Annotated in this window: 14 protein-coding genes; 8 read left to right on the top strand and 6 right to left on the bottom strand. The window is 45.1% G+C overall.

From position 1 onward, the window contains the following. Positions 1–16 precede the first annotated feature (16 nt). The 7 genes from IEV16_RS10185 (at position 17) to mpl (ending at position 5792) form a co-directional block, all read left to right on the top strand. Positions 17–925, top strand: a complete 909-nt coding sequence (locus IEV16_RS10185) for a LysR family transcriptional regulator (protein WP_188365600.1) — start codon at positions 17–19, stop codon at positions 923–925. A 78-nt stretch (positions 926–1003) separates the two neighbouring features. Continuing rightward, positions 1004–1534, top strand: a complete 531-nt coding sequence (locus IEV16_RS10180; protein ID WP_188365599.1) for a cytochrome b — start codon at positions 1004–1006, stop codon at positions 1532–1534. A gap of 40 nt (positions 1535–1574) precedes the next feature. Beyond that, positions 1575–2363 (top strand): patatin-like phospholipase family protein, encoded by a 789-nt coding sequence (locus IEV16_RS10175; RefSeq protein WP_188365598.1) that lies wholly within the window; start codon positions 1575–1577, stop codon positions 2361–2363. Positions 2364–2509: 146 nt separating this feature from the next. After that, a complete protein-coding gene (locus tag IEV16_RS10170) occupies positions 2510–2710 on the top strand; it encodes a CsbD family protein (protein WP_188365597.1) in 201 nt (66 codons plus the stop codon). 130 nt (positions 2711–2840) lie between these two features. After that, positions 2841–3212, top strand: a complete 372-nt coding sequence (locus tag IEV16_RS10165; protein ID WP_188365596.1) for a DUF4398 domain-containing protein — start codon at positions 2841–2843, stop codon at positions 3210–3212. Continuing rightward, positions 3209–4300 carry an OmpA family protein gene (locus IEV16_RS10160; protein ID WP_188365595.1) on the top strand — a complete coding sequence of 364 codons (1092 nt, stop codon included), beginning with the start codon at positions 3209–3211 and terminating at the stop codon, positions 4298–4300. Before IEV16_RS10165 ends, IEV16_RS10160 begins: the two co-directional genes overlap by 4 nt. Before the next feature lie 112 nt (positions 4301–4412). Continuing rightward, the gene (gene mpl, locus IEV16_RS10155; protein WP_188365594.1) at positions 4413–5792 is read left to right on the top strand and encodes a UDP-N-acetylmuramate:L-alanyl-gamma-D-glutamyl-meso-diaminopimelate ligase; all 1380 of its coding nucleotides are present in this window, start codon (positions 4413–4415) and stop codon (positions 5790–5792) included. A 52-nt stretch (positions 5793–5844) separates the two neighbouring features. Here the strand turns inward: mpl and ppa are convergent, their stop codons facing one another. From ppa to IEV16_RS10140, 3 genes are all read right to left on the bottom strand, one after another. Continuing rightward, on the bottom strand, positions 5845–6393 hold the full coding sequence (ppa, locus tag IEV16_RS10150) for an inorganic diphosphatase (RefSeq protein WP_188365593.1): 549 nt from the start codon (positions 6391–6393) through the stop codon (positions 5845–5847). Positions 6394–6474: 81 nt separating this feature from the next. Further along, positions 6475–8004: a YifB family Mg chelatase-like AAA ATPase gene (locus IEV16_RS10145; RefSeq protein ID WP_188365592.1), complete on the bottom strand. Its 1530-nt coding sequence runs from the start codon at positions 8002–8004 to the stop codon at positions 6475–6477. Positions 8005–8111: 107 nt separating this feature from the next. Continuing rightward, positions 8112–9425, bottom strand: coding sequence for a hypothetical protein (locus IEV16_RS10140; RefSeq protein WP_188365591.1), 1314 nt, complete (start codon positions 9423–9425; stop codon positions 8112–8114). A 122-nt stretch (positions 9426–9547) separates the two neighbouring features. Between IEV16_RS10140 and IEV16_RS10135 the strand changes: the two genes are divergently transcribed. Beyond that, on the top strand, positions 9548–10330 hold the full coding sequence (locus IEV16_RS10135; RefSeq protein WP_188365590.1) for a winged helix-turn-helix domain-containing protein: 783 nt from the start codon (positions 9548–9550) through the stop codon (positions 10328–10330). Positions 10331–10389: 59 nt separating this feature from the next. Here IEV16_RS10135 and IEV16_RS10130 read toward each other — a convergent pair whose 3' ends face one another. The 3 genes from IEV16_RS10130 to IEV16_RS10120 form a co-directional block, all read right to left on the bottom strand. After that, complete coding sequence (locus IEV16_RS10130; protein WP_188365589.1) at positions 10390–11022, bottom strand: hypothetical protein; 633 nt, start codon at positions 11020–11022, stop codon at positions 10390–10392. A gap of 119 nt (positions 11023–11141) precedes the next feature. Next, on the bottom strand, positions 11142–11645 hold the full coding sequence (tpx, locus tag IEV16_RS10125) for a thiol peroxidase (protein WP_188365588.1): 504 nt from the start codon (positions 11643–11645) through the stop codon (positions 11142–11144). A gap of 69 nt (positions 11646–11714) precedes the next feature. Further along, positions 11715–12491, bottom strand: coding sequence for an amidohydrolase (locus IEV16_RS10120; RefSeq protein WP_188365587.1), 777 nt, complete (start codon positions 12489–12491; stop codon positions 11715–11717). Between the last annotated feature and the right edge of the window lie 50 nt (positions 12492–12541).

Genomic DNA, 12541 nt, shown 5'->3' with positions numbered 1-12541 from the left:
ATAAGAGGTCAATTAAATGGGACAATTAGAAGATATGGCGATGTTTGTGCGGATTGTAGAGTCCGGCAGTATCACTAAGGCCGCCGAACAACTGAATACCGCCAAATCAGCGGTCAGTCGACGGTTGAAAGACCTGGAAACCCGTCTGGGCAGCCAGTTAATCAGCCGTACAACCCGACAATCGAATCTCACAGAAGCGGGCGAGCTGTACTACGAGCGCGCCAACAGCATCCTGAACGAAGTCGATGCCTTAAATGAACAAGCCGGTGGGGCGCCGACCCGTATTGAAGGTACACTTAAAATGACCGCACCGCACACATTTGGCCTGATGCACCTCACCGACGCCCTTCATGAGTTTGCCTGTAAACATCCGAAGCTAAAATTTGAACTGGATTTTTCTGACCGACAAGTGGATTTAGTCGAGGAGGGTTATGAACTGGCCATTCGTATCAGTGAATTACAAGATTCCAGTTATCAAGCGAAGCGATTGGCCCTGATTCGTTTTGTACTGTGTGCCAGCCCTGACTATCTCGATAAAAAGGGTGTCCCTGAAAAACCGGAACATTTAGCGCAGTTTGAATTTTTACAATACAGTCTCAGCAGACAGAATACAGTTCATTTAACGAATGCTCAAGGCCAAAAGCATCGCATCGAAATGAATTCAAAAATAATGGCCTCCAATGGAAGCTTTTTAGTCGATATGGCCGCCAGAGGTCATGGCATAATTTACATTCCTACCTTTATAGCCCACCAGAAATTAGCCTCCGGAGAACTGGTTCCTGTGCTAGAAGATTATCTATTACCCACCTTGAATGCCTATGCGGTTTATCCAAAAAATCGGTTCTTATCACAACGCTGCCGGCATTTAATTGATTTTCTGGCTCAACGCTTTGGTGATCAGCCTTACTGGGATCAAACCGCATAAGTGTTATTACTGCGTCAAAAAGATATGATATATTACACTAATCTTAACAGCATTTATCATCAAAATCGGAGGTAATCAATGGCGTTAACAGACAACACTGAACATTACGGCATAGTGACCAGGGTCTTTCATTGGGGCATTGCGGTACTTATCTTGTGGCAATTTCTGAGTGCAAGCGCCCATTTCTTTTTTGAAGACACCGCCGTTGAAGCATTTTTCTGGCCAACACATAAACCTTTGGGGGTGATTTTACTGGCGCTGATGGTGTTGCGATTGCTGTGGTATTTTATAAACCGGACAAACCGGCCGCAATCCGTCAGCCTGCTCGCCAAGCTGGGCCATATAACCATATATCTGTTAATTGTAATCATACCCGTTGTGGCACTGCTCAGACAATACGGTTCAGGCCGCACGTTTGAACTGTTCGGGATAACGGTGTTTCCCGGTTTTGAAGGTGAGAAAATTCAGTGGATGCTTGATTTAGGCAGTGACTTTCATGGCGAACTTGGCTGGGTTCTGTTGTTGCTTATCATCGGTCATATTTTTATGACCTATGTTCATCAAAAATCATCCACTAAACAAAACGTCTTATCACGCATGTGGAAATAATGAGCTTTTATAAAAAAATGTTATTACACAGGAGATTATAATGCCCTTAAAAGCACCTGTCGGTTTAGTCTTATCCGGCGGCGGATTTTTAGGTATTGCCCATATTGGTGCCATTAAAGCCTTAGAGGAAATGGATATTCATCCGACCACAATTTCCGGTACCAGTGCCGGTGCACTGGTGGCGTCTTTGTACGCTGCCGGTTATTCCTGGCAAGAGATGCTGACTTTTTTTAAAGAACTCGATTTGTTCTCATTTAAAAAATACACCTTATTAAAACCGGGGATGATTGATACCGATAAATTTTATGATGACTTTAAAGAATATTTTCCCGATGACAGTTTTTCGACTTTAAAGAAACGTCTGTTTATTGTCGCCACCAACATGATTTCAGGACAGGCACGAATTTTTTATGATGGACCGTTAATTAAACCACTGCTGGCGTCCGGTGCTTTTCCGGGGATTATGACGCCGGTTGAGATTGATGGCGTGCTTTATAGTGACGGTGGTATCACCAATAATTTTCCGACCGAGCCGTTATCGATTTATTGTGAGCAATCGGTGGGTGTGTTTGTCAGTCCCTTGGAATCGGCGCAGGCCGACAGTCTTAATTCAACCATGTCGGTGACCCAGCGGGCCTTTACCATTCTCAGAGCCCAGGCCTCGATTAAAAAGTTTTCGGACTGTGATTTAATTATTGCCCCCACGGCCTTGCGAAAATATAGCTTTTTGAAAAAAGATTCAGCGGATGAGATTTTTGATTTGGGATATCAGGAAACCTTAAAGAAACTGAAAAACCTGGAGCAGGATAAAAACCCCAAAGCAGTCTGAATTCGATTCATCTCGTAATTTATCATCAACCGTGTTTCGAGGGCGAGGTAAGTCTTTGATTTATCATTCTTTTAACATTCCGTTTACAATTTATTTATCCACTGTTCTTTACAATATTTACTCATTCAAACTGAGGAGAAAATAAAATGAATTGGGATATTATTGAAGGTAAATGGAGCCAGTTTAAAGGTGAAGCACAAGTTAAGTGGGGAAAACTCACTAATGACGATTTAGATGTGATAGCCGGTAAACAAGAAAAATTAGTCGGTCGCTTGCAAGAGCGCTATGGATATAATAAAGAAAAAGCCGAGCAAGCTGTTGAAGAATGGCAGTCGCGGCTTGATTAAAATATGTGGTTTTAAAAGCCTCATTCATCCATAATATTGTTATCCCCTCGCCCGGTTGGTGAATTTAACGCAATTCACTCCCTACCACCAGTCGGGCGAGGTTCTAATTTCAATTGTAAAGAGAGGACTTATGAATTTTAAATTATTAAGCTTAAGCACCTTGTTTTTGCTGCTTTCCATGCCGGCTTTGGCCGACAGAGATGCAGCCAATAAGGCCATCAACCAAGCCGAAGTGTTGATTGAATCCGCCGAACGCTCCAACGGAATGCAATACGCCGTTTATTTAATGAAATCGGCACGGGATAACCTCAACCAGGCCAAAATCGACCTGGATAAACGGGATTGGACTGAAGCTGAAATTGCCGCCAAGAAATCACAACGCGACGCTGAAGTGGCGGCCGCTAAATCTGATGCCATGAAAGCCGAAAAAGCATACACAGATTTACGTCAGGCGGTGGATTTACTGCGCAATGAATTACAACGTAAACGGAGTGGACAATGAAACAGACTGTAAAATACATGATGAAAATTTCACTACTTTTGAGCTTTGTGGCGTTACTCGCGTCCTGTGCATCCACACCGGAGCCTGACCCTCGTGTGGAAGCGTTACAAAACCGCATGTCTGATCTGTTGGCCAACCCTGAATTGGCTTCTCGTGGCGGTGAAGAATTAAAGCGGGCTCAAAACGCTTTAAAAACCGTTGAAAACCGTCCCAAGAAAATGGACGATCAGGCTTATGAATATGCCATTTACGCCACCGATCGGCTGATAGAATTGGCTAAATATAGTGCACAAGAGCGTTACTATAACGATGAACGCAAGGCACTGGCGGATGAACAAAGTCGTTTGGTCCTTGAATCACGTACTTTGGAGGCTGAAATGGCTGAAAACCGCGCCGAACGCGCCAAGCAAAGTGCGATGATGGCCGAACAACAACGCGCGCAAGCCATGGCACAAGCCCAGGAAGCACAACAAATGCGCGATGCGGCGATGCAAGCTAAAGCAGAAGCCGATGCAGCTCGTGCCGAAGCGGAGCGCTTGAAAAAACAAGCCCAAGTTGCTGCCGAATCAGCCATGACGGAAGCCGAAAAAGCCAAAGCCCGTGCCGAAGCAGAAGCCGCCAGAGCGGAAGCGGCACAAGCTGAAGCCGCCGCCGCAAAAGCCGCCATGAACAGTTTGCAAAACCAGCTGTCTGAATTGCAGGCCAAACAAACTGAACGGGGTTTGGTGATTACTTTAGGTGATGTGTTGTTTGAGTTTAATAAATCTGATTTGAAACCCGGATCGGTGCGTAATTTAGAGCCATTGGTAAAAGCCCTTAAAGATAATCCGAATCAACAGGTGATTGTCGAAGGCCATACTGATAACGTTGGCAGTAAAGAATATAATTTAAAATTGTCTGAACAACGGGCTGAATCGGTCAAAGATTATTTAACCAATAACGGTATTGAGTCTGATCGCATTGAAACCGAAGGTCTGGCTTTTGAATTTCCGGTGGCCACTAATGATACTGCTGAAGGGCGCCAAAGAAACAGACGCGTAGAAATAATTTTACCGGACGTTGAACCGGAAGATATTGAAGAAGAATAAACAGTGTTATGATTTAACTTTTGACCGGCTGTGATTAAAACAGCCGGTTTTTTTATGTTCAACCTTGCGTCAGGCTTTCTGTTAAAATGCTCTCTTTTTGTGCCTTGAATCAATGAAAATTCATATCCTGGGTATCGGTGGAACATTTATGGGTGGCTTGGCAGCGATTGCCCGTCAGCTGGGTCATGATGTGACAGGCAGTGATCAAAAAATATACCCGCCTATGAGCACCCAATTGGAACAAATGGCCATTAACGTACATGAAGGCTATGACAACACACCCTTACATTCTCAACCTGATTTGGTACTGGTGGGTAATGTGATGTCTCGTGGCATGGAAGCGGTTGAGTATATACTCAATGAAAATCTGAATTACCAATCCGGCCCGCAATGGTTGGGCGAAACGGTGTTAAAACACAAAACCGTATATGCGGTGGCCGGTACCCACGGCAAAACCACCACCGCCTCTATGTTGGCCTGGATATTAACCGACCAGGGCATTGACCCGGGGTTTTTAATCGGTGGCGTCAGCCCCCATTTTGATTCATCCGCCAGGCTTACTGACAGTGCGCATTTTGTGATAGAAGCCGATGAATATGACAGTGCTTTTTTTGATAAGCGGGCTAAATTTGTGCATTATCACAGCGATGTGCTGATTCTAAATAACCTCGAGTATGACCATGCCGATATCTATCCTGATTTGACTGCCATCCAGACCCAGTTTCATCATTTGGTGCGGACCGTACCGGGTAACGGCGAAATCATTGTCAATGCCGATGACCCGCATGTAAAGACCGTTTTGGATATGGGTTGTTGGACGGATTTGGTCAGTTTTGGCAGTGGCCCGCATGCTGATTTCTGGGTCATGCCATTGGGCGACAATCCGAGTCATTTCAGTATTCAAAACAGCACCGACCAACTGGCTGAAGTGCGTTGGAACGTGTCCGGCAAACACAACCAGATGAATGCCCTGGCAGCGATTTTGGCCGCCACCCGTGCCGGTGTCTCGATTGCCGCTGCAGCCGATTCCCTTTGTCGCTATGAGAATGTCAAACGCCGCATGGAATTGGTTGGTGAGTCCGGCGGAGTGCGGGTGTTTGATGACTTTGCCCACCACCCCACCGCCATTGAAACCACTTTATCTGGACGGCGCCCACATGTCCATGGCCGACTGATTGCTGTAGTCGAACCGCGCAGTAATTCCATGCGGGCCGGTGTCCATTCCCGACAGTTACCCAAAGCGCTGGGAACAGCCGATCAGGCTTTTGTGATGGTCTATCCGGATATGCAATGGGATGAACTGGTGCTGGAAAAGCTTAAACAAAAAGCCACCATAGTGGATTCTGTGGAAGCCCTGATCAGCCAAATCAGGGACACTGTTGAACCCGGCGACGAAGTGATATGTATGAGTAACGGTGGATTTGACAATGCCCCACGTCGTTTGGCTGATGCCATTCAGCAAAAACCAAAGCAACAAAAACAACGTCCTTGAAAAAAACCGCCCAAAACCCCTTCTGGCCAAGGGCGGTGCATAGATGCAATAATTAGAAATTTGGCTTGTCTTTTAAATTATTAAAATTATCAATGGCCTCACGAATCTCCTGTTTGGCCTCTTCAACGCCACCCCAGCCTTCGATTTTGACCCATTTGCCCTTTTCCAGATCTTTATAATGTTCAAAGAAATGGGCAATGGTATCCAGCGTGACTTCGTTAATATCGCGAACATCTGCCACATGGCGGTATAAACCACTGATTTTGGACGTGGGGACGGCGATAATTTTGGCGTCTTCACCGCTTTCATCGGTCATTTTAAGCACACCCACCGGGCGGCATTTAATCACGGAACCGGGCAACAATGGCAAAGGCATTACAACCAACACATCCACCGGATCACCGTCACCGCACAAAGTGTGGGGTACAAATCCGTAATTACAGGGATAATGCATGGCAGTATTAAGCACTCGATCCACGGTCAGCATACCGGATTCTTTATCGACTTCGTATTTAATGGCGTCGCTGTTGCGGGGAATCTCAATCACCACATTGATATCATGAGGCGCATCCGAGCCCACCGGCAGGTCTTTTAAGGTCATGGTTTTGTTCCTGTGACTAAAAGCCGCGTATTATAACGGCTTGGGGGCTGAAAGCCAGCACCTCCTGGCAATTATTGCGTTTTAACAATAATCTTCCCGATCAAACCCCCGATATGCCACGGCTTCGGATAAGTGACTTTGGCACACTTCATCTGACTGTTTTAAATCAGCAATGGTGCGGGCCACCTTGATAATGCGGTGGTAAGCCCGTGCCGATAAGCGCAACCGTTCCACAACCTGCTCTAAGAAATCCAATAATACGGCAGACAATGGAATCAAATCCTCAATCTGCCGACCCTGCAACTGCGCATTGGTCAGACCACCATTACGCTTAAGCTGTTGTGTTCGTGCTTTCATCACTAAAGAACGCGCTTGTTGTGAAGTTAAACCTGAAGTTTTTGTATTTCTTAACACCTTATGCGGCACCCGCGGAACCTCAACCTGTAAATCAATGCGATCCAGTAAAGGCCCCGATATTTTAGTTCGGTAATGTTGAATCTGCCCCAGACTGCATTGACACGGTCGGTCTTCATCGCCCAAATAGCCACAAGGACACGGATTCAGACTCGCCAATAATTGAAACCGTGCCGGAAATTCTGCACTTCGGGCAGCTCGGGAAATAACGATTTTCCCCGACTCTAATGGCTCTCGCAACACCTCCAAAACATGCCGCGAAAACTCCGGCAATTCATCCAAAAATAAAACGCCGTTCTGGGCTAATGAAATTTCTCCGGGCATTGGTTGTGAGCCCCCACCGACCAAAGCTGCAGCCGAAGCGGTGTGGTGTGGAGAACGGTAAGGCGGGATTCCCCAATTGCTGGGATCAAAGCCAGCGCTGCTGATGGATGCCACTTTAGCGGTTTCCAGACTTTGGGTTTCGGTTAAGGTGGGTAAAATCCCCGGCAAACGACTGGCGAGCATGGTTTTACCGGTGCCCGGCGGGCCGTAAAACAAAAGATTATGGCCGCCGGCCGCCGCAATAATCAGTGCCCGCTTGGCTTGTTCCTGGCCTTTGACTTCACTTAAATCGCCGATTGGTTTTTGCGCACCGGGCTTTGATGACCTGTCTTGTCGTTCATGGGCACTCGGCAATTCACGGTCACCACACAGCCATTCACAGACCTGATGCAAAGAATCAGCCGCCAAACATTCACAGGATTGAACCAAAGCCGCTTCAGCGGCATTACGACCCGGCACCACCAAACGCCGATTCGCCTGTGAAACCGCACTCACCACCGGTAAAATACCCCGAATCCCCCGCAATTGTCCGCCTAAAGCCAGTTCACCGACAAACTCCGTGCGTTCAAGCCGATCCGGACTGATTTGCTCTGACGCCGCCAGAACGCCCAAAGCAATCGGCAAATCATAACGCCCGCCACCTTTGGGAATATCTGCCGGTGAGAGATTAATGGTAATCCGGTGCGGCGGAAATTCAAAGCCACTGTTCATAATCGCCGCCCGCACCCGGTCTTTGGATTCCTTCACAGCGGTTTCCGGCATACCGACAATCGACAAACTCGGCAAACCACGCGAAATATGCACCTCAACCCGAACCTGCGGCGCCGCCACCCCAAATTCTGCCCGCGATAAAACCACCGCTAATTTCTTCATACCATCACTTCATCAAAACAAAGTCAAAGCCTAACCAAAAACAGCGAAAAAATCTGTCGTGATTATCGATTCACTTTGTAAGAAATTATCGATTGGGGTGTGGAAAATTACAAAGCAATCTCACAAACAGACGTTTTATCCAGACAGTCAAAGCCGATGGTATTCGCTTCAGCATCGTAATCAAAAGGTTCCAGGGTGTAAGGGTTTTTATAGATTGAGTTATTAACCACGGTGCTGATATTCTGGTCGTTGTGTAAGGCCAGTTCGATGCGTAGGTTTAGTAAGACCAGCATGGCGTTTAGATCGTGCACTCGTGCGAAATAATCCTGGTAGTTGCCAACACTGTATTTAATCAGTAATTTTCCGCTTGGATTATATAAGCTAATGGGTGATTTAAATTCGGGTTTATACGGCCATTCATCAGCTTGATAAGCATCGTAGAAAGCTGGGCTGTCTAAGTTGTTTAATTCTTTGGTGAGTTTTATATTTGCTAAGTAGTATTGGTTGATTGTGGCTTGAGGTTGATAAAGAGGCTGATAAAACCAACGATCAATAACATCACTGGATTCATTTAACGCACTGTAAAAAGTACTCATAGCATATTTAATTTCAAATTCAATGGGTTTCATAAAATCACCTTCTTGCTGATTTAAAGGACTGATATGAGGTTGAATGTTAAGTAATTGTTTTTTGCTTAAATCACCGGATTGAAGGGCATAGGCCAGAATTTGAATTTCATTATGGATGGCGGCAATGGCAATCATTTTGGTGATGAGCAGGTTATTGTTTTGCAGGATCATGCGCCAAAAAGCCAAATCTTTGCTGAGTAAAGGTATAAAGTCCGTTGGGTTATCAAGCCATTCATTTAATAACAGCACCCGTTGCGCACTGAGTAACGGGGAATAGGCCGGAATGGGTGAGTCAAATGTTAGCTGTGTGGCTTCCTGGTAGTTTGGGTATTCGATTAATGCTCTGTAGCGACCCAGAATGATTTGGCTGTGGGGGTTGGTGATGGGTTGATTGGACAGGTTTGTCACATATTTTGTCACACAGTTTTTTTCTTTACGGGTATGGCATCGCGTTAACTTCCTGAGTTGTTGTGCATCGAGCTTGTGCTTTTCAAGCTGTTCTTCATCCTGGTGATTCAGATAGTCATAGCCCTGTTCAGTGATGTTATCATTAAGTTGTTGGCGAATCTTTTGGGTGGCCGATTGATACGATGACTCTGGATAATAACTCAGCGCGATTAATGCCGGATAAGCATTATCCGCTTGATAAGGTTTGGCTTTGATGTCTTTAATCGCCTGGACTTCAGGTAAGAGTTCTTCATCGAACACCGAGAGGTTAACAATAACGGCGATAACAAACAGCATGGCCATCATGCCGATAAGGATAAATAACGCTTTAAGTAATTTTTTCATGGTTGTTCCTTGAATCTAAGGCTTTTTATTATGGTCTACGGGAATATTAACCGCCTGAGTAAAGTCTGAGCAATGTCTGAGGGCATGTTAAATGAATAAAATAAAATGCTAAACTGAGCGTTATGAATAAACCAGTTAAGTACCTATCTGCCGATTTATTGATTTGTCCGAATTCAGGCGAAGTCCGTCAGGGCAAGCAAAGCATTCGGTTGAGCCCTGTGAATATGCGGGTTTTGATGGTGCTCATTAAACACGCCGGTAATACAGTGACACGGCAGCAGATATTCGATCAGGTTTGGCCGAATCAAGTGGTCAGTGACGATGCCTTAACCCGGGCCATCGCCGATTTAAGATCGCAGCTAAAGCCGTTATCTACCTATTCAACTTTGATTAAAACCCGACCCAAGTTCGGTTACAGCTGGCAACCGGTGGTAAGGCCATTATCAGCCGATAATCAATATAAAAGCAACTGGCTGAGAACGCTGTTGAGAACGCTGTCAGGCTATATCGCTTTGTTTATTTTGGCGGTGGGTCTGGTTTATGGCTTTTTATACTGGCAGTTTAAATCCGAGCCGGTGGCTTTGGTTATTTTACCGACAGAAACAACGCAGCCGAACTGGGCTGTCGATGCCGCTTTACAACAGGCGGTGTTAAAAACAGATGATCTGAATTATTTATCAGACCATGCCTTTTATGCCCATAAAGGCAATCCTTATCCTTATTTCAGTCATGAATTTGGGGTGCGTTGGTTTATTGAAAGCAAACTTGATAACAATGCATTAACCTTGCAACTGGTCGATGCCCGCACGGCTTTGGTGATTTACAGTGAAGAGCACAGCATAGAGACTAAAGATGAACTAACCCGAAAAGCCCGGGAATTTATTCAATTTGTTGCTGAGCTATAATAAACCGTTGGAGTGCTGCTCAGCAGTACTCCTTGCTATCTGAATAATAAAAAATTAGGTTAAATCCAATCATCATTTTTGGGTTGGTGACTAAAATGCTGAGTCATGGCTTGTTCGTTGGTATATAAACGGTACAGCAATTTAAAATAATGAATGAAGGTGAAAATTATTAAGACTGCTAAATAGATCATTACAGCAGAGGTCAATAGAAAGGTAATATAAATGGCTATTTCGTGCCATGTAGCCACAATGGTCGATATTGCGTTACCGGTGTTACGCATAAATTGAGTAAAAAAGAGTATCAGATAAATAATCAGAACTGGAATTATTAGTCGAATCAGCATCAGGACTAAATGAATCGGGCGCCATTTTTGTGCCAACCACAATTTTTTTCTGTACGGCCAACACAGTCTAATGACCGGAATAAAGGATAATGTCGTAAAAATATTGACTAAGCCAATAAGTGATAAACACAACAGACCTATTAGCCAAATTATTTTACTAACACCCCACAGTTGGTGATTAAAAAATGTCACATGATCTTGTACTATCCAATAAGCGACAGGAATTAGGGTAAAGAAAAAAACAATACCCAAAACGGTGTTTTTGATTGCAGAATTTGATTCTTTAGATTCAATACTTTTTTGTTTTTGGTTTTTTTCAATCAGGCGGTCAAGCGCATCTTTCTTCATGCCTTTATTATACGTTACAGTACGGCAGCATTGTGACAAGTTCTGTTATAAGGTTGATTTGGGCATAAAAAAAGCGGAGACCTTTTTGGGTGTCCGCTTTTTTTGTCTTTATGGAGTGGTTATTGTTTTAGTGCCTGCAAGGCCGCTTCGTAGTTTGGTTCGTTGGTCACTTCATCGACCACTTCACGGTGGATGATGTTGTGGTTTTCATCCAGTACGAACACAGCGCGGGCGGTGAGACCGGCTAAAGGTCCATCGCGCATTTCTAAGCCGTAGTTTTGGGCGATGCTTCTGTTTTTAAAATCGGAGGCAGTCACCACATTGTCAATGCCTTCGGCGGCACAAAAGCGCTTATAGGCAAAAGGTAAATCCATGGATGTAAACACTACAGCGGTATTGTCCATATCGGCGGCTTTTTGATTAAAGGTGCGCAGTTGCTGGGCGCAGACATCGGTGTCGACGCTCGGCGCGACATTTAAAACCACCCGTTGGCCTTTAAAATTATCCAGACTGACTTCGGATAAATCGGCACCCGTGAGTTGGAAGTTGGGGGCTTGTTGTCCGACCTGAGGTTGCTCGGCATTGAGGTGAACAGGGTTGTTTTTAAAATTTACTTGGCTCATCTTTGGACTCCTTTAAATTAAATAAACAGAGTAACAAATCAGGCCTGAAAATAGCGTTAAAAGACCCGCTTATTTTAAGATAAAGTTGTCCCTGTCGTTGAGAAACCCAAAATGACTTCTCTGTTGTTGCAGGGTGTCATTGCAAAGTGTCAGTGTTTTCACAAACGGCGTCTGTCTGTCTGGCGCGGACATGGGTTCGCCAATGGCATTATAGACGGTTGAATCTCCGGCATATTTCAGGTCGTTTCCATCTGAACCGATGCGATTGACGCCGGCCACATAAGCCATATTCTCTATGGCGCGGGCTTTGAGCAGGCTTTGCCAGGCTTCACGACGTGCTGCCGGCCAGTTGGCAATATAAATGAGCAGATCAAAATCCACGTCATTGCGCGACCACACCGGAAAGCGCAGGTCATAGCAAATCAAAGGGCAAATTCGCCAGCCTTTGTATTCAATGATTAATCGTTCACGGCCGGCGGTGAAATGATGGTGCTCATCGGCGTAGGTGAAAAGGTGTTTTTTATCATAACTTTGAAAATCACCATTGGGTTCAACCCAATACATGCGATTGTAGAAGTGGCCGTGTTGTTCAATGATTAAACTGCCGGTGATGACGGCTTTATTCTGAGTGGCTTGTTGTTGCATCCAGTGGAGCGTTTCACCAGATTCAGGTTCTGCATTCTCAACCGTGGCCATGGTAAAGCCGGTTGTAAACATTTCCGGTAGAATGATGACATCGGTGGATGTTTTGATGTCTTTAATAAGCGTGGCAAAATGGGATCGATTGGCTTCAGGGTTATGCCAATGAAGTTCTGTTTGAATGAGGGTGATGGTTAATTTGTTCATAAGCTTTAAGAATACACAAACAGGACACTTTTTACAAAACACACTGCATT

Source organism: Marinicella pacifica, assembly GCF_014636635.1.
In the GTDB taxonomy this organism is placed as follows: domain Bacteria; phylum Pseudomonadota; class Gammaproteobacteria; order Xanthomonadales; family Marinicellaceae; genus Marinicella; species Marinicella pacifica.
This window is presented reverse-complemented; position numbering and strand designations above follow the sequence as displayed.